General features: G+C 70.4%; 14 protein-coding genes and 1 pseudogene. 6 read left to right on the top strand and 9 right to left on the bottom strand.

All coding sequences use genetic code 11. The features are described from left to right. Positions 1-4: 4 nt before the first annotated feature. From B8W67_RS12740 to B8W67_RS12730, 3 genes are all read right to left on the bottom strand, one after another. Positions 5-9292, bottom strand: a complete 9288-nt coding sequence (locus B8W67_RS12740; RefSeq protein WP_085304340.1) for a type I polyketide synthase — start codon at positions 9290-9292, stop codon at positions 5-7. 369 nt (positions 9293-9661) lie between these two features. Then, the gene (locus B8W67_RS12735) at positions 9662-11686 is read right to left on the bottom strand and encodes a hypothetical protein (RefSeq protein WP_372507433.1); all 2025 of its coding nucleotides are present in this window, start codon (positions 11684-11686) and stop codon (positions 9662-9664) included. Between the two features lie 54 nt (positions 11687-11740). Then, positions 11741-12781, bottom strand: a complete 1041-nt coding sequence (locus B8W67_RS12730; RefSeq protein WP_234793995.1) for an ATP-grasp domain-containing protein — start codon at positions 12779-12781, stop codon at positions 11741-11743. 342 nt (positions 12782-13123) lie between these two features. Between B8W67_RS12730 and B8W67_RS12725 the strand changes: the two genes are divergently transcribed. Both B8W67_RS12725 and B8W67_RS12720 read left to right on the top strand, forming a co-directional pair. Beyond that, a complete protein-coding gene (locus B8W67_RS12725) occupies positions 13124-14392 on the top strand; it encodes an MFS transporter (RefSeq protein WP_085304338.1) in 1269 nt (422 codons plus the stop codon). Positions 14393-14424: 32 nt separating this feature from the next. Beyond that, on the top strand, positions 14425-15312 hold the full coding sequence (locus tag B8W67_RS12720) for a metal-dependent hydrolase (protein WP_085304336.1): 888 nt from the start codon (positions 14425-14427) through the stop codon (positions 15310-15312). 40 nt (positions 15313-15352) lie between these two features. On the opposite strand, the gene B8W67_RS12715 is transcribed toward B8W67_RS12720, so the two are convergent. From B8W67_RS12715 to fabG, 3 genes are read right to left on the bottom strand one after another with little or no spacing between them, the layout of a single operon-like run. Next, positions 15353-16546 carry an acyl-CoA dehydrogenase family protein gene (locus B8W67_RS12715; protein WP_069393588.1) on the bottom strand — a complete coding sequence of 398 codons (1194 nt, stop codon included), beginning with the start codon at positions 16544-16546 and terminating at the stop codon, positions 15353-15355. A 9-nt stretch (positions 16547-16555) separates the two neighbouring features. Further along, the gene (locus B8W67_RS12710) at positions 16556-17803 is read right to left on the bottom strand and encodes an acetyl-CoA C-acetyltransferase (RefSeq protein ID WP_264033407.1); all 1248 of its coding nucleotides are present in this window, start codon (positions 17801-17803) and stop codon (positions 16556-16558) included. Beyond that, the gene (gene fabG, locus B8W67_RS12705; RefSeq protein WP_069393589.1) at positions 17800-18540 is read right to left on the bottom strand and encodes a 3-oxoacyl-ACP reductase FabG; all 741 of its coding nucleotides are present in this window, start codon (positions 18538-18540) and stop codon (positions 17800-17802) included. The genes B8W67_RS12710 and fabG overlap by 4 nt, the downstream gene beginning before the upstream one ends. Positions 18541-18714: 174 nt before the next feature. Between fabG and B8W67_RS12700 the strand changes: the two genes are divergently transcribed. Further along, complete coding sequence (locus B8W67_RS12700) at positions 18715-19881, top strand: acyl-CoA dehydrogenase family protein (protein WP_085304334.1); 1167 nt, start codon at positions 18715-18717, stop codon at positions 19879-19881. Here the strand turns inward: B8W67_RS12700 and B8W67_RS12695 are convergent, their stop codons facing one another. Next, positions 19882-20472, bottom strand: a complete 591-nt coding sequence (locus B8W67_RS12695; RefSeq protein ID WP_085304332.1) for a class I SAM-dependent methyltransferase — start codon at positions 20470-20472, stop codon at positions 19882-19884. A 131-nt stretch (positions 20473-20603) separates the two neighbouring features. Here B8W67_RS12695 and B8W67_RS12690 point away from each other — a divergent pair, with 131 nt between their 5' ends. Genes B8W67_RS12690 through B8W67_RS12680 form a run of 3 tightly spaced genes read left to right on the top strand, consistent with a single transcriptional unit; the run spans position 20604 to position 23488 of the window. Beyond that, positions 20604-21344 (top strand): helix-turn-helix domain-containing protein, encoded by a 741-nt coding sequence (locus B8W67_RS12690; RefSeq protein WP_085304330.1) that lies wholly within the window; start codon positions 20604-20606, stop codon positions 21342-21344. Further along, complete coding sequence (locus B8W67_RS12685) at positions 21344-21730, top strand: lipocalin-like domain-containing protein (RefSeq protein WP_069393593.1); 387 nt, start codon at positions 21344-21346, stop codon at positions 21728-21730. The genes B8W67_RS12690 and B8W67_RS12685 overlap by 1 nt, the downstream gene beginning before the upstream one ends. 57 nt (positions 21731-21787) lie before the next feature. Further along, entirely contained in the window at positions 21788-23488 is a 1701-nt protein-coding gene (locus B8W67_RS12680) for a medium-chain acyl-CoA ligase Mig (RefSeq protein WP_085304328.1), read from the top strand. Positions 23489-23514: 26 nt separating this feature from the next. Here the strand turns inward: B8W67_RS12680 and B8W67_RS12675 are convergent, their stop codons facing one another. Together B8W67_RS12675 and B8W67_RS12670 are read right to left on the bottom strand one after the other, a co-directional pair. Continuing rightward, positions 23515-24693: a PPE family protein gene (locus tag B8W67_RS12675; protein ID WP_085304326.1), complete on the bottom strand. Its 1179-nt coding sequence runs from the start codon at positions 24691-24693 to the stop codon at positions 23515-23517. Between the two features lie 181 nt (positions 24694-24874). Further along, positions 24875-24952 (bottom strand): annotated as a pseudogene (locus B8W67_RS12670) (type VII secretion protein EsxI); the annotation flags it as partial.

Genomic DNA, 24952 nt, shown 5'->3' with positions numbered 1-24952 from the left:
AACGCTAACCGATGTAGACCTCGCCATCGCCGAGGCGTGCGGCGGCGTTGATCAACATCGCCGCTTCCTGGCGTTTCTCCGCGCCGTCCTTGTCGAACCGGCGGTTGGCCGGCCGCTCGTACATGGCCGGCCCGCCCGCGATCGCCGCGGCCAGCCGGCGCTGACCGGCCAGCAGTCGGGCGTTGGCCCGTTCGGTGTAGTCGCGCCGCTGATCGGGGGCCAGTGCCGCCAAGAACGCCTGCGGGTGCACCAGCGCCACCAGCCCCGACACGTGCCCGAACCCGAGGCTGGTCACCAGCCCGGCCTTGAGCGGGAGCCGCTCCCCCATCCGCAGGGGCTCGCGCACCCACACGAAGTGTTCCGAGGAGGCCAACTCGTCGTCGACGCAGTCCAGGCTGCGGTTGGGCGGGATCACCCCGTCGCGCAGGATCTGGCACAGGCCCATGATCTGGAAGACGGCCGCACCGCCCTTGGCGTGCCCGGTCAGCGTCTTCTGGCTCACCACGAACAGCGGCGCCCCCGCGGAACGACCCAGCGCGGCCGCCAGACGCTCGTGCAGTTCGGTCTCGTTGGGGTCGTTGGCCAGCGTCGAGGTGTCGTGTTTGGAGACGACCGCGATGTCGTCGGCACCCACCCCCAGCTTGGTCAGCGAGCGGGCCAGCATCGAGTCGCGGCCACCGCGCCCGGCGCCCAGCGCGCCCAGACCCGGTGCCGGGATCGAGGTGTGCACCCCGTCGCCGAAGCTCTGGGCGTAGCCCACCACCGCGAGCACCGGCAACCCCATCTTGGCGGCCAGATCGCCGCGGGCCAACAGGATCGTGCCGCCGCCCTGGGCTTCGACGAAGCCGAGCCGGCGCCGGTCGTTGGCGCGGGAGAACTTGGCGTCGCTGATGCCCTTGGCGCGCATCATCTCGGTGTCGGCGGTGGCCGCCATGTCCCCGAAGCCGATGATCGCCTCCAGGGTCAGGTCGTCGAACCCGCCGGTGACGACGAGTTCGGCCTTGCCCAGCCGGATCTTGTCGACACCCTCCTCGACCGAGACCGCGGCGGTCGCACAGGCGGCGACCGGGTGGATCATCGCCCCGTAGGAGCCGATGTAGGACTGCACCACGTGCGCGGCGACGACGTTGGGCAGCACCTCCTGGAGGATGTCGTTCGGCTTGGACCGGCCCAACAGGTTGCCGTGGTACATGGTCTGCATCGAGGTCATGCCGCCCATCCCGGTGCCCTGGGTGCTGGCCACCAACGACGGGTGCACCCAGCGCATCAGCTCGGCCGGGGTGAAGCCGGCCGACAGGAACGCATCCACGGTCGCCACGATGTTCCACAGCGCCACCCGGTCGATCGAGGTGGCCATGTCCTGGCTGATCCCCCACACGGTCGGGTCGAACCCGGTCGGGATCTGCGCCCCCACGGTCCGGGACAGCTTCGTCTTGCGGGGCACCCGGATCTCGGTGCCGGCCTTGCGGATCACCTCCCAGTCGCCGGACTCGGGCACCGGGCGGATGACGGTGTGCGCGGGGTCGAACTCCACGAACGCGCGCGCGTCGGCCTCACTGGACACCACGAAGGAGAAGTCCTTGTCCAGGAAGACGCTGACCAGAAGCGGTGAGGCGTGATCGGGGTCGATCGCGCCGTCGTCGACGAACTCGCGGATGCCGACCCGTTCGACGACGGTGTCGTGGTAGCGCTCCACCAGCTCCGCCTCGTCGACCAGATCACCGGATTCGGTGTCGTACCAGCCCGGCGTCGGGTCGTCCTCCCAGCGGACCAGGCCGGTGGTCCAGGCCAACTCCAGCACCCCGGCGGCCGACAGTTCCCCGGAGATCTCCATCTCGTAGCGGGTGCGCGAGGAGCCCAGCGGGCCGAGTTCGGCGCCGCCGACGACGACCACCAGGTCGGCGGGGTCGACATCGAGGTCGGCCCACTCCGGTGCGGGCGCCGGGGCGGTCAACCGCGGCGGGCTGGGCAGCGCGGCGATGGTGCTCGCCGCATCGGCCGCGTCGTCCGCGTCCTCGGCCTCGGCGGTCATCTCCGCGCGGGCCTTTTTGGCCAGCTCCCCCATGTCCAGGTTCGCCTCGGCGAGCCCGCCGGTGAGGTCCGCCTCGATCGGGGCGGCCGCGGCCGCCACCTTCGACTCCACGTCGCAGAGCCCGACGAGCATCGCGGCCATCTCCGCGGTGGAGTAGGTCCTCACCCCGGCCTCTTCGACCGCGGAGACGATCGCGTCGTTGTGGCCCATCAGACCGGTGCCCCGGGTCCAGCCGATCAGGGCGTGCGCCAGGCTGACCCGCTCGGCCCACGACGACTCCGCACTCCAGCGCGACACCACCGCGTCCAGGGCGGATTTGGCCTCGCCGTAGGCGCCGTCACCGCCGAACATCCCGCGGTTGGGTGAGCCGGGCAGCACCACGTGCAGCCGCGAGGCGATGTCGCGTTCGGCACCGATGCGCGACAGGCCACCGATGAGCCGCTGCACGGCCCACAGCAGCACCTTCATCTCCATCTCGGCGCGCGCACCGGCCTCCGACAGGTCGCCGGCCACCCGCGGCGCGGCGAACGGGAACAGCAGCGTCGGGGTCTGCGCGTCCTTGAGGTGGATCGAGACCGGCCCCAGGTTCTCCACCTGTTCGCTGCCGATCCACTCGACCAGCGCATCGATGTCGTGGTAGGAGGCCATGTTCGCCGGCACCACCCACAGCCGCGCACCGAACCGGGCGTGCTCGCGGTAGAGGCTGCGGTAGAACGCCAACCGGTCGTCGTCGAGACGTGACGTGGTGGCGATGACGGTGGCTCCGCCGTCGAGGAGCCGGCCGGCCACCGCAGCGGCGATCGAGCCCTTCGACGCGCCGGTCACGACCGCGACCTCGTCGCTGTGCACGCCGACACCGGGGTTCTCCGCCCCGGCGGCGATCCGCCCGTACAGCGAGGCGTGGATGGTGCGCCCGGCGGCCAGCGCCTTGCCCTGCCACCAGGTGGCCTGGGTGGCGACGGTGTGCCCGGCGCCTTCGAACCGTTCGGCCAGACGCCCCCAGTCGGCGTCGACGTCGGCGTCGGCGGCCAGCCACAGGGTGGCCAGGTCCTCGCGGGCACTGGCCCAGCGGTCGTCGAAGACGACGGCCTTCTTCGCGTCGAAGGCCGGGGCGACCAGCCGCGGCCAGTCCGCGCCGAGCTCGGCGGTGACCAGGTCTATCAGCTCGGCGTCGGTCCCGGCCGACTCCACGGTGACCGGGTTGTCCAGGCCGAGCTGGCCGAGCACGAGGCGGGCCGCGGAGGCCAGCACCCCGTCGCGGCCGGTGATCTGGTCGGTGAACTCGCTGAGTGCGGCGGCGTCGACGGTGGCCCCACCGGCGCCCCCGCCCGCCGACGGCAGACCGACGGCCACCCCGTGGCGGGCGGCGACGGCGGCCACCGCGGCGTCGACGGCGGCGTCGACGGCGGCGGCGTCGCCCAGGGCACCCTCGTGCAGTCCGCCGAGCGCCCCGCCGCGCACGCTGGTGCCCTCCCGGGTGCCCAGCGCCACCTCGACGGTGACGTGTTTGGCCCAGCCGTCACCGAGCTCCCAGGTCTTTTTGACCCGTTCGGTGATGGCGGCCGGCCGTTTGCCGGACGGCCCGAGCACGGTGCGCAGCTGGTCGTTGATCGAATCGGCGAGCACCGGCCCGAACGGCTTGTAGGTGCGCGCCAGTTTGGTGACCTGCGAGCGCAGCCCGGCCAGGTCGGCTTCGGCCGCACCGTCGATGGCACCGAGGTTGAGCTCCGAGCCGAGGTCGACCAACAGTTGGTTGCGTCGCGAGGACGCCCCGTCGGTGATCGACTCGATGGAGTCCAGCGGCTCGATCTGATCCAGCCGCATCTTCGCGCTCAGCGCGATCAGCGCCAGGGTGGCGTCGGCGGCGTCGAAGCCGAGATCCTCGGGGCGGGGCGCACCGGTCGGCGCCGCCGGGGCGGCCGCGGGCGCGGCCGGGGCGACGGCGGGAACCGCATCGGCGGCCGTGGCGTCGGAGCCGGCGGCGTCGGCGGCGTCGACCTCGTCGTCGTCGGGTTCGGGATCGGTGTCGGTGGCGAACAGCACCGGCGCGTCGCGTTCGACGTTGAGCACCTGCACGGTGCTGTGGGCGTACTCGGGCAGCTTCAAGGTGTTGGTGGCCAGCCCCGCCACGGTCGGGGCCGACTTCACCCCGATCTCCACGAAGCGTTCCACCCCGAGCCCGCCGGCGGCCTCCTCGATGAACAGCAGATCCTGGGTTTCGATCCAGCGCACCGGGCTGGCGAACTGCCAGGCCAGCAGTTCGATGACGATCTTGCGGCACAGCTCGCGCGGCTTGTCGTTGCGCCAGGTGTCGTAGTCGGCGAGGATCTCGTCGAGCGGCTCGGCCGGCACCAGGTCGCGGATCTCCTGGACGAACTCGCGGTCCAGGCTGAACGGCTTGGGCACCAGGTTGGGGATGTAGCGCCCGATGATCAGCGCCGGATCCTGGTCGCGGGGCATCACCCGTTCCAGCGAACGGCGGAAGTCGTCGACGCCGACGCGCAGCACCTCGGAGTGGAACGGCACGTCGATGCCGGGCACCATGATGAACGAGCGCCGCCCGCCGCTGCGTTCGCGTCGGCGTTCGACCTCGGCCTCCAGCTCCTCCAGGCCGCGCACCGTGCCGGCGATCGCGTACTGCGAACCCCGCAGGTTGAAGTTGACGATCTGCAGGAATTCCCCGGTGCGGTCGGCGATCTCGGCGACGAACGCGGTGACGTCGGCGTCGTCGAGGTCGATCTGCGACGGGCGGATGGCGGCCAGCCGGTAGTTGGACGCGCCGAACGCGTCCCGCGGCACGATGTCGTGCATCTTCGAGCCGCGGTGGAACACCACCTCCAGCAGCGCCTCCAGCTCGTAGACGCCGGACACGCAGGCCAGCGCGGTGTATTCACCGACCGAGTGACCGCAGGCGATGGCGTCTTCGACGAACGCGCCCTGCTCGCGCATCTCGGCGACCTGGGCGGCGGCCACCGTCGCCATCGCCACCTGGGTGAACTGGGTCAGATACAGCACCCCCTCCGGGTGCTGGTAGTGCACCCCGGAGGCGATCAGCGACGTCGGGTTGTCGCGCACCACGTGCAGCACCGAGAACCCCAGGGTCTCGCGGGTGAACGCGTCGGCGGAGTCCCACACCTTGCGGGCCGCCTTGGAGCGGGCCCGGACCTCCATGCCCATGCCCTTGTGCTGAATGCCCTGACCGGGGAAGGCGTAGACGGTTTTCGGCGCGGCCAGCCGCGCAGTCGCCGACATGACCAGCTCCGAGCCGATCCGGGCGGCGACCTCCAGGACCTCCGCGCCCTGGTCGATGCCGACACGGTCGACGCGGAAGTCCACCTCGTCGCCGGGGCGCACCATGCCCAAAAACCGGGCGGTCCAGCCGATCAGCCGCGCCGGCGGGCGGGCCTGCCCGTCGGTGGCGGTCACCGCGTGCTGCGCGGCGGCCGACAGCCACATGCCGTGCACGATCGGCGAGTCCAGCCCGGCGAGCAGGGCGGCGGCCCGGTCGGTGTGGATCGGGTTGTGGTCCCCGGAGACCACCGCGAACGGACGCATGTCCGCCGGGGCGGTGACGGTGACGTCGCGGCGGCGCCGCCGCGGGGTGTCGGTGGCGTTGTGCGACACCGCTCCCCCGGCACGCTGCGGGTCGGTGAGCTCCAGCGCACCGGTGCGCCCGCGGATCGCGAACCGTTCCGCCAGGGTGGCCAGCACGGTGCCGTCCGGGCCGGCGACGGTCACCGCGACCGGAACGACCCGGCCGACCTCGGTGTCGGTGGCGGTGCCGGCCTCGGCGGTGACGGTCAACTCGGTCGCCTCGGCCGGCAGCGGGGCCAGCAGGTGCGCGGCGTGGTCGAGGTGCACCAGCGACAGCAGGCCCTCGACGACCGGGAATCCGGCCGCGGTGGTGGCCGCGCCGATCGCGGCGAACACCGCCGGCCAGCAGCGACCGACCAGGGTGTCGGGCACCGGGGTCAGCCCCGGGGCCAGCGGCGCACCGAACACGGCGGTGACCCCGGTGTGGTCGGCGACCCGCTCGGGGTCCCAGGCGACGGTGACGGTGGTCGCGCCGCCGCTGACCGGTGCGAGCGCGTCCGGGCCGTCGGCCCCGGCGGCGATCGCCAGCACGGCACGCATCGCCGCGGCGGCGTCGTCGGTGTGCACCATCGGGGTGACCCCGTCGGCGACGCCGGCGGGCAGGGTCAACGGGATCTGGATCCAGGTGTCCGACAGCGGCACGCTGAGCAGCACGGTGGCCGTGTTCGGCGCGTCGGTGCCGGCCGGATCCGAGACGACCTCCAGCCGCGCCCCGGTGGCCGGGTGGGTGGCGCTGCGGTCCTCGGAGCCGTCGTGCACCTGCCACTCGGTGGCCGCGCCGAGGCGGTGCACCGGGTTGGTGGCGGTGCGCCCGGCCCACAGCACGTCGGGGGCGTCCAGGGCGACGGCCAGCGGGCCGGTGACGTCGGTGCGGCCGATCCGCCGCGCGGTCACCGGCTGCGGGTCGCCGTCGCGGCCGAGCACGTCGTCGATGGTGGCCTGCTCGAAGCGGTCCAGCAGGTCCCCGACCGGCTCGTCGACCCGGGTGATCCCGGCGACGGCGGCCGTCCCCGGGATGATGCACACCTGGTCGGCGGTGTAGCGGGCGTCGTGGGCCTGCCACAGCGAGTCGCTGCGCCACCAGCGGCGCACGTCCTTGTCGATGACCGGAACGAAGTTGACCGGCTTGCCCGGCGTCTTGCACAGCTGGGTGAAAAACGGCACGTCGGCGGGGTGTAGCAGCACCGTCTCGGCGTCGGGGTAGGCGGCGAGCAGGGTGGCGATGGCGTCGTCCGGGCGTTCCAGCAGGGCGCGGCCGGCCTCGGTGTCGGCGAACAGCGTCTCGATGGGGCCGGACTCCACCGCGTGCAGCCGGGCCTCGGCGCGCTGCAACATCGACCCGAAGCGGTCGCGCCAGGTGTCGGCCAGCCACGGGCTGTCCGGGGAGGCGGTGTCGGCGGTCGAATCCCCGGCGCCGATCGCCAGTTCGACGTAGCGGCGCAGCCAGGCGGCGTAGGTCATCTCGGCGACGTCGCCGAAGTAGGGCTTGGCGGTGTCGGCCATCGCGGCGATCAGTTCGTCGCGGCGGGCGGCCACCGCCTCGGCGTCGCCGGCCACCTCGTCGAGCAGCCGGCCGCACCGGGAGGCGGTGTTGTCGATCTCGTGGATGTCGGCGCCGAGTTGGCTGCGGCTCGACGCCATCCCGCCCTGGGCGCCGCCGGCGCGGATCCACTGGTCGGTCCCGGTGGTCTCCACCAGCATCTGCTTCACCGACGGCGAAGTGGTGGCCTCCTGGGTGGCCATCGCGGCGGTCCCGACGAGGATGCCGTCGACCGGCATCGACGGGAACCCGTAGCGTTCGGCCCACCGGCCGGTCAGGTAGTCGGCGGCCTGCTCCGGCGTGCCGATCCCGCCGCCGACGCAGACGGTGATGTTGGGCTGGGAGCGCAGCTCGGAGTAGGTGGTCAACAGCAGGTCGTCGAGGTCCTCCCAGGAGTGGTGGCCCCCGGCGCGGCCACCTTCGACGTGGGCGATGACCGGTTTGGTGGGCACCTCGGCGGCGATGCGGATCACCGAGCGGATCTGCTCGATGGTGCCCGGCTTGAACACCACATGGCTGATGCCGGCGTCGCCCAGTTCGTCGATGAGCTCGACGGCCTCTTCGAGGTCGGGGATACCGGCGCTGACCACCACCCCGTCGATGGGGGCGCCGGACGCGCGCGCCTTCTGCACCAGCCGCTTGCCGCCGACCTGCAGTTTCCACAGGTAGGGGTCGAGGAACAAGGTGTTGAACTCGATGGTGCGGCCCGGCTCCAGCAGCCCGGTGAGCTCCTCGATGCGGGCGGTGAAGATCTCCTCGGTGACCTGCCCGCCGCCGGCGAGCTCGGCCCAGTGCCCGGCGTTGGCGGCGGCCGCCACGATCTTGGCGTCGACGGTGGTCGGGGTCATGCCGGCCAGCAGGATCGGGGACCGTCCGGTGAGCCGGGTGAACTTGGTGTCGAGTTTGACCCGGCCGTCGGGCAGCCGCACCGCGCGCGGGGCGTAGCTCGACCACGGCGCGGCCACCTCGGGCACCGCGCCGACGGTGAACAGGTTGCGCTGGCCGCCGCGGGTGGCCACCGGCACCACGCCGATGCCCAGGCCGCGCACCACCGGCGCGGTCAGCCGGGTCAGGATGTCGCCGGGGCCCAGATCCAGGATCCAGTGCGCCCCCGCCTGGTGCAGCTCGGTGATCTCGTCGACCCAGTCGACCTGGCGCACCAGGATGGCCTCGGTCATCTCCCGCGCCAGCGCCACCATCTCGTCGCTGAACCCGATCGTGGCCGCCCATCCGGCGACCAGGTCGATGCCGTCGGCCAGCCGCGGCGAGTGGAAGCCGACCTCGACCTGGACCGGTTCGAAGACCGGGGCGAACACCGCGCCGCCGCGCAGCTTGTTCTTGCGCTCGGCGGCCTCCTTCTCGGCGATCTGCTCGCAGTACAGCTCGAACCGGGACAGCTGCTCGGGGGTGCCGGTGATGACGACGGACCGCCGGCCGTTGCGGATCGACAGCACCGGCGGCAGCACCGTGCGCACGTCGGCGGCGAAGTCTTCGAGGAGTTGGAACATCCGTTCCGGGTCGACGTTGGTGACCGACACCATCGGCGGCCGGTCCCCGGAGATCGTGATGCCGCGCCGACGCGCCACCAGGGTCCCGGCCGCACCGATCAGCTGGGCCATCGCCACGAGTTGGACGTCGTTGGCGCCCGCGGCTTTCACCGACTCCACGGCCAGCACGCCTTGGGAGTGCCCGGCCAGCGCGACCGGCGGGGTGGCCGCCAGGTCCAGGCCCTGGCGGGCCAGGGCGCGCACCGCGGCGATCTGGGTGAGCAGCACCCCGGGCACCGACACCGCAGCCGAGGTCAGCTGGTTCTGCGACGGGATCGGGTCCTCGGCGGCCAGCGCACGCACCCAACTCAACGGCTCGAACCCGATGGGGCGCACAACGACGAGTTCGCGGGCGACCGGCTCGAGCAGCAGGTCGGCCTCGCCGGCCAGGGTGGTGAGCTCGGCTTCGATGCCGGCCGAGGAGACCAGTTCCTCCAGGGTCTCCAGCCAGGCGGCACCCTGCCCGCCGAACGCCACCGCGTAGGGCTCGCCGGTGTTGAGACGATCTACCAGAGCATGGGTTTGCGGAAACGTCCCGTCGTGGTCGGCGGACACCCGGTCGTGCTCATAGATCGTCACGTTGTGTATCTCCCTGCGGTGTTGGTGTCGTCGTGCGTCGTGTCATCTGCCGGGCGTGTCGGGGCCTGGGATTCCTCGTCGAACCCCGGCCTGACCGACCCGCTCCTCCGTCGGTGGCGGCTGATCCCCGCCATGCGGCATCTCATTAAGGGTGGCATAAGAATCGGGGTGGTTTGACCCCCCGTTTGGTTACCCATGAGTTCTACGCATCAGTAACCCGTGCTGCGGGTAACACCGTGTCTGACCACGGTCAACGAGGTGCCGGACAAACGTCCTGCATGGACGTGGTTACGGTCGAGTAGCCAAATTCCGCAGATCACAGCCGCATCGTTATCAAATCGTTACAAACCAATTCGGGAGCCGCCGGGTTCACTGCCCGCCGTGGCCGCCGGGGCCGGGTTCGGCGGCGACCGCGGCGACGAGCCCGGGTATGCGCCCCGTCCCCCAGCTGCGCTGGATGTAGCCCTGGACCCGGTCGAGCTCGTCCTGGGTGACCGCGGCGGGTGTGCCCGGCTCCAACGGGTCGAAGTGGAAGATGTAGAGCCGCGAGGCGAACTGCTCGAACGGCAGCGAGGCCTCCCCGAACCGTTCCCCGTGCCCGGCGGTGCTGACCACCACCGAGTCCCCCCAGTCCTGGCCGCTGTCGTTGTTGGGGTTGTAGAAGTACACCCGCATCACCTCGTCGGGGTCCAGGCTCACCCGCAGCACGGTGATCGCGTGCCAGCCGATGAACCGGGCGGCGGTGTCGGTGACCGCCACCCCGGCGGGCTGCGGGTGGATCAGCGGCTGGTTGCCGTTGTAGAACGGGTGGTACGCGCCGTAGAAGTGCCGCAAGAACCCGTCGAGGTCGACCAGGTTGCCGGTGGCCACGTCGACGTTGATCCGGAATCCGCGCCCGGCCCACCATCCGTGGAATTCGGGGTTCACCCAGCGGTGCGGGTCACCTTCCCGGCCGATGCAGCGCCGGCCCATCTCGGCGTAGATGCGGTCGAGGTGCGGAACCACCAGCAGCGAGACCGGGTCGAGGTCGATCGGCAGCCGGGTGGCGACGCCGCCGGAGCTTTGCCGCGAGGAGATCGGCTGGCCCTCGAAATGCATGACGATCTCGTCGTCGCGCGCCGCCCAGGTGATGATCTGCAACAGATAGTCCGGGTCGTTGTAGGACCACATCGACATCGCCCGGGCGGACTGGCAGGTGGGGTTGTCGCCCTGGCCGACGCCCAGCGGCAGTCCCAGCACCGACAGGGTGCCGGCCAAAAGCCAGGTCCGCGGCTCCTGGGCGGTCCCGAACGCCAGCGTCAGCCGGTCGCGGGAGTACTCCGACAGCGGCAACGCCAGCTGCCGCCACAGCGACGGCGCCACCGGCGGTTGGTAGAGGATGCCGCGCTCCAACAGCAGCGCCAGCCCGTAGATGCACTGCGCGGTCTCGGTGTGCACGACGGTGGCGATCAGCGCGTGCACCAGATCGTGGTAGCACAGCAGGCAGTCCCGTCCGGTGCTCGACAACCCCAGCGCCTCACCGATGAGGTAGGGCCCCTTCTCCAGCAGGAACCGCAGCAGGGTGGCGTGGTACGGCGAGACCAGACCGGTGTCGTGCATGGACCGGGCGAACCCGGCCGCCTCGTACTGCAGGGTCGGCTCGTCCATCGATTCCAGCCGCGACCGGTAGACCTCCACACCCGGGTCCTCCCGGCAGGCGTCGGTGGTGCCGTAGAGGCTGGTGATCAACCGGTCGACCCCGCGTCCCCCGTTGCCCAGGTCGATGTCGGGGTCGGCCAGCGCGATCGAGATCTGGGTGATCATCTCCTTGATCGGGTCGACCTGGATGGGGCGCTGGCGCAGGATGCGCCAGATCTCCTCGACCAAATGATCGAGCACCCCTTCGTAGCCGATCTGCTCGACGAGGTACCGGAACAAATCGCGGGTGACGGTGGCCATCCGCCCCTGCTGCTCGCGTTGCGCCTCGGTGGGCGCGGTGAACAACAGCGACAGGTTCAGCGCCAGCACCTGCGACAGGTGGTGGCGGGCCTGTTCCGCGGAGATCAGCCGGTGGCGGTATTGACCGTTGGCGACCGCCAACAGCCGCAGTTCGTTGACCGCCTCCAACACCACCGTGTCCGGGTTGTCGCTGCTCAACGAGCCGATGCTCAACGCCGGCAGCAACGTCTGCGGGGCGTCCCAGTCGGTGCCCAAAAACAGCCCCGCCGCATCCAGGTCGGCGGCCCGGAGTTGGACCGCCGCGCACCCGCCGGGCTGCAGCAACACCAGACGCAGGCTGTCGAGGACGCGGCGCAACCGGCCCGGTTTGCCGACCTCACCGGCCTCGGCCAACGACCGGGTGGCGTCGGTGAGCTTGGCCAGCCGCTTCTCCAGCACCGCGCCTTCAGGGCTCACGTCGCTAATCAACCGGGTTCCTCACCATGTCAGATAGAGGTCAGTGTCAAACAGTCAGACGTAGAAATCCAATTCTTCCTGACGCTTGAGCACATGGCGCATCTCGTAGGGGTCCTCGCCGAAGAAGTAGACCAAACCCCAATGGGTGCCGAACGCGGTGCGTTTGGTCACGGTCTCCTCCAGCGGCGGGGTGAGCTCGTGGGATTCGAAGTAGTCGTGGTCTTCGGTCTCCTCGGGCATCGCCAGTTTGCTGACCACTCGGCGCCGCGGGTAGACCCCGAAGCAGCCGGCATGGCCGGTGGCGTCGACGACCTCGGTGGGGAAGAACTCGTCCAGCTCCTCGTCGGTGGTCTTGGGGTCGAACGCCAGCACCAGAGCCTGGTAGGCGTTGAACCCGTAGACGCGTTCGAGCAGTTCGAAGACCTTGAAGCCCGGCGGCCGGTAGGCGACCTCACCGAAGTACATCTCGCCGTCGCTGGTGACGAAGTATTCGGGGTGGACGAAGCCGAAGTCGATCTCGAAGGTCTTGATCAGCTTCTCGAGCTGACGGGTGATCTCCGGGCGGTACTTCTCCAGCTCCGGGGAGGCCGGCACGAACACCGAATACCCCAGGGTGACGTATTCGGAGATGTTGAGGAACCGGATCTTGCCGTCGTGCACCCAGGCCTCGACGGCGAACTCCCAGCCGTCGAGATGGGATTCCATCAGCGCCGGGAATTCCTCGTCGGGGATCGCGTCGACGTCGTCGGGGGTGCGGATCACCCGATGCCCCAGGCAGCCCGCCTTGTCGAACGCCTTGATGTGGATCGGGTCGTTGGGGTCGCCGTCGAGTTTGAGCAGCGTCTGGTTGACCCGTTTGAGGAACCGGATGACGTCCTCGCGGTCGATGGCCTCCTCGAAGATGCCGACCCGGATGCCGCCGAGCTGGGCGCGCCGCTTCATCAGCGACTTGTCGCGCAGCAGCATCGACTGACCCAACAGCCGCGGGTTGTCCAGCAGCACCGAGTTGATCGCCCCCGCCCACTCGACGGTCTCTTCGAAAAGCGGGATCGCGACGTCGACGCCGCGGTCCTGCAGGGTTTCGGCGATCTCCATGGAGCGCTCGTTGAGCCGCTCGAAATTCCACGCGATGTAGGGGATGTTGTGCTGCTGGCAGTACTCCTCGGCCCAGTCCGGTGCCACCACCACATACCGGCGGTCAAACCGGTCCACAGCATCGATCGCGTTCAGACTCCACCCCAGCAACGCCACATACCCCTTGTCGGGATTGCGCTCACGCGTCGGAGCAGGATTGGTCGATTCTTCAACAGAATTCGGCAAGAGACCTCCATCTCGTCGATTGTTCGTTGAGCGGGGCTCGCCCACGCTACCCGATACCGCACCGGGCCGCCGAGCACCGACGGTGACCTACCGCGCCCCGGCAGGCACAATCGACAGGTGCGCTCCTGGATTGTGTGGTCGACCGGGCTGATCGCCTACATCGTGGCCGTGCTCAACCGCACCACGTTCGGGGTGTCCGGTCTCGATGCCGCCGACCGGTTCGCCGCCGGCCCCGGTGTGTTGTCGTGGTTCGTGGTGTTGCAGGTGATCGTCTACGCCGCCATGCAGATTCCCGCCGGGGTGCTGCTGGACCACTTCGGCCCCCGCCGGATGATCGCCTCCGGTGCGGCCGTGATGGCCGTCGGCCAGCTGGTGATGGGGATCACAGGTTCGCTGCCGGTGGCCGTCAGCGCCTACGCGTTGGTCGGGCTCGGCGACGCGCTGACGTTCATCGCCGTCATCCGGCTGATCCCGAACTGGTTTCCGGCGTCCCGCGCACCGCTGCTCACCCAGCTGACCGCGCTGTGCGGGCAGACCGGCCAGATCCTGTCCGCGGTGCCCTTTGTGGCGCTGCTGCTGCGCTCCGGCTGGACCGTCGCCTACGTCTCGGCGGCGGCGCTGAGCGTGATGGCCCTGGCGTTGACGCTGTGCCTGGTCCGCGACACCCCGCACGGGCACGAGACCCACGACGAGGCGCCACGGCTGCGCCGACGCCTCGCCGCGGTCCCCACGGTGCTGTCCCGTCCGGGCACCCGGTTGGGGTTCTTCACCCACATGGGCACCCAGTTCCCGCTGACCGTCTTCGTCCTGATGTGGGGGGTGCCGTACCTGACCAGGGCGCAGGGCCTGTCCCGCAGCAGCGCCAGTGCGCTGCTGACGCTGTCGGTGCTGGTGTTCATCGTCACCGGGGTGCTGGTCGGGATGTTCAGCGGGCGCCACCCGTCGGCCCGGCCGCGGCTGGTGCTGGCGACGATCGCCGGGTGCGCGCTGATGTGGGCGGTGGTGTTGGCCCTGCCCACACAAGCGCCCCACTGGCTTTTGGTCATGTTGGTGGTGGTGATCTCGGCGGCGCAGCCGGTGTCGTTGCTCGCCTTCGATTTCGCTCGCGACTTCAACCCGTCGGCCTCGCTGGGCACCGCGCAGGGCACGGTCAACATGGGCGGTTTTCTGGCCTCCCTGCTGGTGATGCAACTGATGGGGCTGATCATCGGCGCCGGTGACGCCTGGTCGTTCGAGGCGTTCCGGGCGGCCTGGCTCACCCAGTACCTCATCTGGGCGATCGCCGCGGCGGCGGTCGTCATCAACGCCCGTAACGTCGGCCGGGGCGGACCCGCGCGGTCTGTGTCCGACCCCGCAGCCCGGGTGACGCCCCAAAAAACGCCCTAGAAATACCCGGTACCGGGGGTATCGTGGTGGCTATGTCAGCGCTCGAGGCCGCCGCCGGCGGTCACCCCGCCCAGCCGATCAGGGTGCGACGGATCCGCTTCCGCTACGACACGCTGGCGCCAGGGCCCGCCGCGGCACCGGAACGCCATTACGTGCAGGGTGACCTGGTGATGAGCCACGTCGTCGCGGTGTTGTCGGCGCTGTTCCCCGAGGGCGAGGACTTCTTCGTGCGGTCGGTGCGCCATTACGCCGACCAGATCAGCGATCCCGCGTTGAGCACCGCGATCGCGGGCTTCACCGGCCAGGAGGTCACCCACGGACGCCAGCACCGTGAGCTCAACGACCGGTTGGCGCAGATGGGTTATCCCACCCGCCGGGTCGACCGGCGAACCCGCACGGGGCTGGCCCGCCTCCAACGGTGGACGGTGCCGCGCTACCGGCTCGCGGTGACCGCCGCCCTCGAGCACTACACCGCCACGCTCGCCGAAACGCTGCTGTCCGATCCCGTCGCCCGCGACGTCCTCGGGGACAGCGAGGTCCGGTCGGTGCTGCTGTGGCATGCGCTCGAGGAGTCCGAGCACAAAGCCGTCGCGTTCGACACCTACCGCGCCGTCGGAGGCACCGAACGCATGCGGATTCTCGCGATGGTGATCACCAGCTTCGGGTTCCTCGGGGTGGTGGCGTTGCACACCACGCTGTCGATGCTCGCCGACCGGGCCACCTATCACCCCGTCCGTCTGATCAGAAGTCTTACCGCTCTGCGTCATTCACCGTTTCTCACCCGCTCGGTGATGCGGCGCCTGCGCGACTACACGCGCATCGGGTTTCACCCCGACGACCACGACAACACCGCGTTGCTCGCCGAATGGGTCCCGCGGCTGTTCGGCGAACAGGGGTCGCTGACCGACCGATTGGTCTGATGCGGCACGTCCGGAACGCGCGGCGCGGGTGTGCTTTTTCTCAGATCCGGTAGTCGGCGAGCAGACGTCTGCTGATGATCTGTTTTTGGATCTCGCTGGTGCCCTCGCCGATCAGCAGGAACGGCGCGTCGCGCATCAGCCGTTCGATCTCGTATTCCGTGGAGTAGCCGTAGCCGCCGTGGATGCGGAAGCTCTGCTGGGTTACCTCCGAGCAGTATTCGCTGGCCAGGTATTTGGCCATCCCGGCGGCGACGTCGTTGCGTTCACCGGAGTCCTTGAGCCGGGCGGCATTGACCATCATCAGATGCGCGGCCTCCACCTTGGTCGCCATCTCGGCGAGTTGGAATGCGATCGCCTGGTGGTCGGCGATCGGCTTGCCGAACGTCTGTCGCTGCTGGGCGTAGCGCACCGCCAGCTCGAAGGCGCGCACCGCGACCCCGCAGGCGCGTGCCGCCACGTTGACCCGCCCCACTTCGATACCGTCCATCATCTGGACGAAGCCGCGGCCCGGCGCCGCGCCGAGCACGTCGTCGTCACCGGCGCGGTATCCGTCGAAGATCATCTCGGTGGTGTCGATGCCCTTGTAGCCGAGCTTGTCGATCTTGCCCGGGATGGTCAGGCCGGGCAGCACCTCACCGAAACCGGTGGGCTTTTCGACCAGGAACGCGGTGAGGTTGCGGTGCGGCTTGTCCGCGCCCTCGTCGCTGCGCACCAGCACCGCCACCAGGGTGGAGCTGCCGCCGTTGGTCAGCCACATCTTCTGGCCGGCGATGGTGTAGCCGCCGTCGGGGTCCCGGGTGGCGTGGGTGCGGATCGCCGCGACGTCGGAGCCCAACTCCGGTTCTGACATCGAGAAGGCCCCCCGGGTCTCCCCGGTCGCCATCCGCGGCAGAAAACGCTGCTTCTGCGCCTCGGTGCCGTGTTGGCGCAGCATGTAGGCGACGATGAAATGGGTGTTGAGCACCCCGGAGATGCTCATCCAGCCGCGGGCCAGTTCCTCCACACAGAGCGCGTAGGTCAACAGCGACTCCCCCAGGCCGCCATAGCTTTCCGGGATCATCAACCCGAACAACCCCATCTCACGCATCGCGTCGACGATGGGTTGCGGATAGGTGTCGGTGCGCTCGAACTCGGCGGCGACGGGGATGATCTCCTTGTCGACGAACCGGCGCACGGTGGTGACGATGTCGGTTTGGAACTCGGTGAGCCCCAGTGTCTGCGCCAGCCTGGTCATCGTCAGCCCTTACACCCGGTCGATTCGTTCGAAGATCGCGGCCAGACCCTGACCACCGCCGATGCACATCGTCTCCAGACCGTAGCGGCCCTGCCGCCGGTGCAGTTCGCGCGCCAGCGTCGCCAGCATGCGGACCCCGGTGGCTCCCACCGGATGTCCCAGGGAGATCCCGGAGCCGTGGACGTTGATCCGGTCGTGATCACCGGGGCCGGTCCCCCACTCCCGCAGGACCGCCAGAGCCTGGGCGGCGAACGCCTCGTTGAGTTCGATGACCTCGATATCGGCCAGCCTCAGCCCGGCGCGGGACAACGCGGCGGCGCTGGCCGGCACCGGCCCGATGCCCATCACCGCCGGATCCACCCCGGCGACCGCCCACGACACCAGCCGCACCAGCGGCGTCAGACCCAACTCGGCGGCCCGCGCAGGGGTCGTCACCACGCACATCGCCGCCGCGTCGTTCTGGCCGCTGGCGTTGCCGGCCGTGACCGTGGCCTCCGGATCCTCGTCGCGCAGAATCGGTTTCAACGTCGCCAGTGCCTCCACGGTGGTGTCGGCGCGGGGGTGTTCGTCGGTGTCGACGAGGTGGGTTCCCCCGCGGGTGGTCACCGAGACGGGGACGATCTCCTCGGCCAGGATTCCGCCGCGTTGGGCGGCCACGGCCCGCTGGTGCGAGCGGACGGCGAGTTCGTCCTGCTCGGCACGTGAGATCCGGTACTGGCGGCGCAGGTTCTCGGCGGTCTCCAACATCCCGCCGGGGACCGGATGATTGCGTCCGCCGGCACGCAGCCGGCCCTGCACCAGCCCGTCGCGCATCCGCACCCCGTGTCGGCCGGCGCCCCAGCGCATGTCGGTCGAGTAGAACGTGACGTTGCTCATGCTCTCCACCCCACCGGCGATCACGGTCTCGGCGTCCCCGTTCTCGACCTGCCGGCAGGCCTGGATCACCGCCTGCAACCCGGAACCGCAACGCCGATCGATCTGCATGCCGGGCACGCTGACCGGAAGCCCCGCGTCAAGGGCCACCACCCGGCCGATCGCCGGGGCGTCGCTGCTGGGATAGCAATGCCCGAGCACCACGTCGTCGATGGTGTCCACGGGCACCCCGGTGCGCTCCATGAGACCGCGCAGCGCCGCCACGGCGAGTTCGACCGCACTCACCGACCGGAACATGCCCCCGTAGCGTCCGATCGGGGTGCGCACCGGCGCGCAGATCACCGCGCCCGGCGCACCCGCTCGCTCGGCGATGGTGCTGCTCACATGAACCGTCCACCGGTCACGTCGAGCACGGTCCCGGTGATGTAGGAGGACAACTCACTGGCCAAGAACAGCGCGACGGCGGCCACCTCGCCGGGCTCCCCGGCACGCCCCATCGGCACTTCGGCGAGTTTGGCATCCCAGATACGTTGGGGCATCGCCTCGGTCATCGCCGATCGGATCAGCCCGGGCGCGATCGCGTTGACCCGCACACCGCGGTGCGCGAGTTCTTTGGCTGCGGCCTTGGTCATCCCGACGACGCCGGCCTTGGCCGCCGAATAGTTGGTCTGCCCGACCAGGCCGACCTTGCCCGACAGCGACGACATGTTGATGATCGCGCCGTGCCCGGCCTCGCGCATCACCGCCGCCGCGGACCGGATGCCGTGCCAGGTGCCCTTGAGATGGACCTCGATGACCTGATCGAACTGCTCCTCGGTCATCGTGCGCAAGGTGGCGTCGCGGGTGATGCCGGCGTTGTTGACCATGATGTCGAGACCACCGAAGCGGTCGGTGGCGGTGGCGACCAGCTCGGTCACGGCCGCACCGTCGGTGACGTCGCATTCGGCCGCCACGGCCACCTCGGGACCGCCGAGGCGCTCGGCGGCGGTGCGCGCCTGGGCCAGGTTGAGATCGCCGAGCACCACCCGCGCACCCTCGGCGACGAACCGCTCGGCGATCGCCAGGCCCAACCCCTGCGCAGCGCCGGTGACAACGGCGGTCTGCCCGTCGAGCAACGCCACCCTGCACCACCCTTTCCGGATCGGTTCAGCCGGGTCTCCGGCACCTATCGAGCACCCTATTTCATCGCGGGGATTCAGCGCGGTGACCGATCCCGTGTCGTCGGTGTCCGCACCGGATCGCCAGCGACGGGTCGGTATGCTCGCCGCGCAGCGACCAGTGAGGAGCCGTCTTCGATGAGTGATGCGGTCGGCGCAGAGGAGTTCGCCCAGATTCTGGCCGAGACCCGCCGTTTCGTCCGGTCGGTGGTGTTGCCGCGGGAGGCCGAGATCGCCGACGGCGACCGCGTCCCCGACGATCTGCGCGACCAGGCCAAAGCGATGGGGTTGTTCGGCTACGCCGTCCCGCCGCGGTGGGGTGGGCTGGGCCTGGACCTGGCTCAGGACGTCGAACTGGCGATGGAGTTGGGCTACACGTCGCTGGCGGTGCGCTCGATGTTCGGCACCAACAACGGCATCGCCGGGCAGGTGCTGGTCGGCTACGGCACCGACGAGCAGAAAGCCCGCTGGCTGGGCCCGATCGCCAGCGGCGAGGTGGTCGCCTCGTTCGCGCTGACCGAACCGGGCGCGGGCTCCAACCCGGCGGGGTTGCGCACCGCCGCGGTGCGCGACGGCGACCACTGGCGGATCAGCGGACAGAAGCGGTTCATCACCAACGCCCCGGTCGCCGGGCTGTTCGTGGTCTTCGCCCGCACCCGCCCCGCCGACGACGACGGTGCCGGCATCGCGGTGTTCTTGGTGCCCGCCGACGCCGACGGCGTCGAGGTGGGAGCCAAGGACGCCAAGATGGGCCAGGAGGGCGCCTGGACCGCCGATGTCAGCTTCACCGAGGTGCGGGTGCCCGACGCCGCGGTGATCGGCGGCGACGGCGATGTCGGCTATCGGGCGGCGATGACGTCGTTGGCGCGCGGCCGGATCCACATCGCCGCGCTGGCGGTCGGCACCGCCCAACGCGCCCTCGACGAATCGGTCGCCTACGCCGCCACCGCCACCCAGGGCGGCACCCCGATCGGTGATTTCCAGCTGGTGCAGGCGATGATCGCCGATCAGCAGACCGGGGTGATGGCCGGGCGCGCCCTCGTCCGTGACGCGGCCCGGATGTGGGTCAGCGGCGAGGACCGCCGGATCGCCCCGTCGGCGGCGAAGCTGTTCTGCACCGAGATGGTCGGCACGGTCGCCGACCTCGCCGTCCAGATCCACGGCGGCAGCGGCTATATCCGCGGTGTCCCGGTGGAGCGGATCTACCGTGACGTTCGGCTGCTGCGCCTGTATGAGGGCACCAGCGAGATCCAGCGGTTGATCGTCGGTGGCGGGTTGGTGCGCGCCGCCCGCCGCAGCGGGTGATCAGTGCCGGCGCGTCGCGCCGGTCGGCGTTTTGCGTGCCCGCCAGCGCTGACGCGACCCGGACACCTCCACGGTGATGTCGTCGAACCCCGCCGTGCGGAGTTTGGCGCTCAGGCCCGACGGGCTCAGCGGGTTGCAGATGTCACCGAGGTGGATGAGCCGGAACGGCAGCGAGGACAGGCTGTCGCTGCCGGCGAAGACCCCGCCGGGGGCGAGCACCCGGTACGCCTCGGCGAGAAGGCGGTCCTGCATCGCCGAGGTCGGCACGTGATGCAGCATCGTGAAACACACCACCGAGGTGAAGTGGTCGTCGGGCAGGCCGGTGGCGGTGCCGTCGGCGTGCACGATGTGGGCACGGCCGGCGAATCGCTGCTGCAACTGCTCGGCCATCACCTGGTCAACTTCCACCGCGGTGAGATCCTCGGCCTGCTCGACGAGCACCCGGGTGGTCGCCCCGTAGCCCGGACCGATCTCCAGGGTGCGTGACCCCAGCTCGACGTCGGCCAGCGCCCACGGCAGCAGCCCATCACGCACGCTGTTCGCCCACCGCTGCGAACTGCACAGCCGCCGGTGCAGCAGGTTCATCGCCATCGCCAGATCCCTTCTTTTGCCGGGGTCGTCCATCGGGGTCGTGCATCGGGGTCGTCCATCGGGGTCCGGGTCACCCCGCCCCCAACGCTACGACCCGCACCGGGTGCGGACTTTCGTTATCCTGCCTGATTATGTTGGAAATCGGCCACGAGGCGGCGACCGCGGCGTTGACCGTGCAGCCGGGCGCGCACATCGAGCGGCACCGCCACCGGTGGCATCAGATCGTCTACCCGTCCCGCGGTGCGGTATCGGTGACCACCGCGGCCGGCACCTGGATCACCCCCGCCAACCGCGCCATCTGGATCCCGGCCGGCCAATGGCACCAGCACCGCTTCCACGGGCAGACCCGGTTCCACGCCGTCGCCCTGGATCCGCGGCGCTACCGCCGGGTGCCGGCCACCCCGGCGGTGGTCGCGGTCAACCCGCTGCTGCGCGAGTTGATCATCGCCTGTTCGCGCAGCGTCGACACCGGATCGCCCGCCCACCACCGGATGCTGGCGGTGCTGCACGATCACCTCGACGCCACCGATGAGCGTCAACCGGTGTGGTTGCCCACCCCGGTCGACGAGCGGTTGCGCCAGGCCTGCGCGCTGGTCGCCGCGGATCTGTCGACACCGCTGACCCTGGCCCAGATCGGGCGGCGCATCGCGGTCGCCGAACGCACCCTGAGCCGGCTTTTTCGCACCGAGTTCGCGCTGACCTACCCGCAGTGGCGCACCCAGCTGCGCCTGCACCACGCGTTGGCCCTGCTCGCCGAGGACCAGGACGTCACCACGGTGGCGGGCCGGTGCGGGTGGGCGACCCCCAGCGCCTTCATCGACAGCTACCGTCGGGTGCTGGGACACACCCCGGGGAAGGCGGTGCGGCACTGATGGGACTGGCCGAACAGCTGCTGGGCGGCTGGCATCTGGAATCGTTTCGCACCGTCGAGGCGGCCACCGGTGCGGTGTCGACGCCGTTGGGCGAGGATCCCCGCGGTCTTCTGCTCTACACCGCCGACGGTCACATGTCCGCGCAGCTGGCCCGCGCCGACGGCGGCGGCTATCTCGCCTACGGCGGGCGGTTCCGGGTCGAGGAGCACCCCGACCCCCACGCCGCCACCGTGCACCACGACGTGATGATGGCCACGGTGCCGCAGCTGTTGGCCGCGCCCCAGGTGCGCCACGCCCATCTCGACGGCGACCGGTTGACGCTGTCGGCGACCACCCCCGGTGACGACGGCGTCACCCGACGCGCCACGCTGACCTGGCGGCGGTAGCGGCCGAGGGCAGCGGTACCGTGCACTGCGAATCAACCCCCCGCACCTGGAGGCCAGATGTCCGAGACCGCCGAGCCGTCGGTGACGTCCCCGACACAGTTCACCGTCCCGTCCGTCGTCGACGCCATCGTCGCCGCGATCCCGGACCGCGACCTGGTCATCCAGGGCGATCGCCGGTTGACCTACGGCCAGATCGGCGACCGCGCCAACCGCCTGGCCTCCTACCTGCACACCCGGGGACTGGGCTGTCACGCCGAACGCGGCGGGCTGGACGGTCACGAGTGCGGCCAGGACCTGCTGGGCATCTACGCCTACAACGGCAACGAGTTCATCGAGACGCTGCTGGGGTCCTTCCGGGCGCGGGTGGCGCCGTTCAACGTCAACTATCGCTACGTCAAAAACGAGCTGGCCTATCTGCTCAACGACTCCGGGGCGACCGCGCTGGTCTATCACGCCGCGTTCGCGCCGACACTGGCCGAGGTCCTGCCGGAGCTGCCGCAGCTGCGGGTGCTGATCCAGATCGCCGACGACTCCGGTAACGCCCTGCTCGACGGCGCGGTCGACTACGAGACGGTCCTGGCCGAGACCGCACCAGAGCCGCCGCCGGTCGCCCCGTCCCCCGACGACCTCTACGTGCTCTACACCGGGGGCACCACCGGAATGCCCAAAGGGGTGCTCTGGCGTCAGCACGACATCTTCATGACGTCGTTCGGGGGCCGCAACATCATGACCGGTGAGCCGGTCAGCACCATCGATGACATCGTCACGCGGGTGACCGAGAACCCGGGCATCAAGTTGATGATCCTGCCGCCGCTGATTCACGGCGCCGCCCAGTGGGCGGCGATGACCGCGATCACCGGCGGGCAGACCCTGGTGTTCCCTTCGGTCGTCGACCATTTCGACGCCGACGACGTGGTGGCCGCCATCGAGCGCGAGAAGGTGATGTCGGTGTCGGTGGTCGGCGACGCCATGGTCCGCCCGCTGGTCGCCGCGATCAAAAACGGTCACGCCGACGTGTCGTCGTTGGCGGTGCTGGCCAACGGCGGTGCCATGCTGACCCCCTCGGTCAAGGAGCAGGTGGTCGAGATCCTGCCGAACGCGATGGTGATCGACGCGGTCGGGTCCTCGGAGACCGGTGCGCAGATGCATCACCTGTCGACGTCGGGGGCGGTGTCGACGGGGACCTTCGCCGCCGGGCCCGATACCTGTGTGGTGGCCGAGGATCTCGGTTCGATTCTCGAGCCGGCCCACGAGGGTCTCGGGTGGTTGGCCCAGCGCGGCTACGTTCCGCTCGGCTACAAGGGTGACGCCACCAAGACCGCGGCCACCTTCCCGGTGATCGGCGGAGTGCGCCACGCGGTCCCCGGCGACCGGGCGCGGCACCTCGACGGCGGGACGATCGAGCTGCTGGGCCGCGACTCGGTGACGATCAACTCCGGCGGGGAGAAGATCTTCGCCGAGGAGGTGGAGTCGGCGATCGCCTCGCATCCGGCGGTGGCCGACGTGGTGGTGGCCGGCCGCCCCTCCGAACGCTGGGGCCAGGAAGTGGTCGCGGTGGTGGCGTTGGCCCGGGGGGCCGCCGCCGACGCCGCCGACGCCGCCGACGCCGCCGGGATCGTCGAGCACGCGGCGAAATCGATCGCCCGCTACAAGCTGCCCAAGGCGGTGGTGTTCCGCGACACGATCCTGCGCAGCCCGTCCGGCAAAGCCGATTATCGCTGGGCCCGCGAGCAAGCCGAACAGGACTCCGCGACCTGACCCGCCGCGCCGGGGCGCCGGCACCGTCAGAACAGCTCCGGGGCGTAGCCCGCCGAGGGTGGTCGGGCCATGATCGTGGGCCGCACCCCGTAACGCGGGCCGGTCGAGGGCCCGCTGTTGCGCGCGGCCACCGGCACCCCGGGGGCTCCGTGGCCACCGTGGGTCGCAGCGGCCGGGCTGTGCCCGGGCAGGATCGTGCTGCTCGGCGCGACCGGAGCGACCGCCCCCCACGCCGGCGGCGCCGATAGCGTCCCAACTCCCATCGCCCGCCCCATCGCGGCGCTGACCGCGGTGGGCACCGGCGGTGTGCCCGCGCCCGCTGGCCCACCGGCGCTGACCAGCCCGGCGGTGCCCATGGTGCTCATGGCCGGGGCCACCGGGGCGAAACTTCCCGGCGCGAAGGCGCCCGGTGCCGCCTCGTTGAATTCCTGGACCGTCGCCAGATCGGCGAGCACCGAGGTGACCATCGCCGGATTGGCCATGTCGGTGGAGGTCAACGTGTTCCACAGGTTGGCGTTGGGGCCGAGCCCTCCGCCGCCGGGGTCGCCGAGCCACCCGTCGGACTCCGAGGAATCCAACAGCCCGCCGAGGATCGTCGTCGGGCCCTGGTCTGCTCGACCGGCGGCGTCCGCGCGCTCGGGCCTCTGCGTCGGCGAGGAGTCGTCCGTGCCGGTGTTCTCCGCACCCGGTGGGGTGAAACCGGCCAGCTGAACGGACGTGGATGCACCGGTGGCGTAGCCGTGCATCGCCGCGGCGCACTGCGCCCACATCTCCTGGTACTGCGCCTCCGCCGCCTGGATAGCCGCCGTGTTCTGGCCGAAGACGTTGGTCGCCAACAGGTTCTGCGCGTGCGCCCGGTTCGCGAAGACGGTGGCCGGCGGGACCGTCACCGCGATCGCAGCCTCGAAGGCGGCCGCCGCGTTCTTCGCCTGCAGCGCCGTGTGCTCGGCGTTGCCCGCGGTGGTCTCCATCCATCCCACATAGGGGGCGAGTTTTCCGGCCATCGCCGCCGAGGACGGCCCGAGCCATTGCTCGGTGGCCAGGCGGGTGACGACACTCCGGTAGGACGCCGCCACCGATCGCAGGTTCGCCGCCAGCGCGTTCCACGCCGACGCGGCGGTGAGCAGTGTCGTCGATCCGTCACCGCCGTGGATCAGCGTCGAGTTGATCTCGGGCGGCCGGGCGGCGAAGTCGTGGGTGAACACGGCTCACCCGTCCGGCAATCCGGTCAGCCGGCAGAGCGAAGACATCGTGTCAGTCATGGTTGTTCTCCTCGTGGTTGGGTGGCCGACGGCCCGTTGTGCGGGCACACGTCATCGGCGTGCGGCACGGTGGCCGCACGCCGATGACGTGATCCAGGTGTCGGATTACTCTCGGGTCAGGCCCCTAGAGCCAGCTGGAGCCGACCGCCGAGTCGGTGGACGCCATGTTGTTCCCGGCGTTTTGCACCTTCGCACCGTGCGT

Origin of the sequence: Mycolicibacillus koreensis (assembly GCF_002104795.1) — a bacterium.
Classification (GTDB): Bacteria; Actinomycetota; Actinomycetes; order Mycobacteriales; family Mycobacteriaceae; genus Mycobacterium; species Mycobacterium koreense.
The sequence above is the reverse complement of the archived record's forward strand: the minus strand, read 5'-3'. Positions and strand labels throughout refer to the sequence as shown.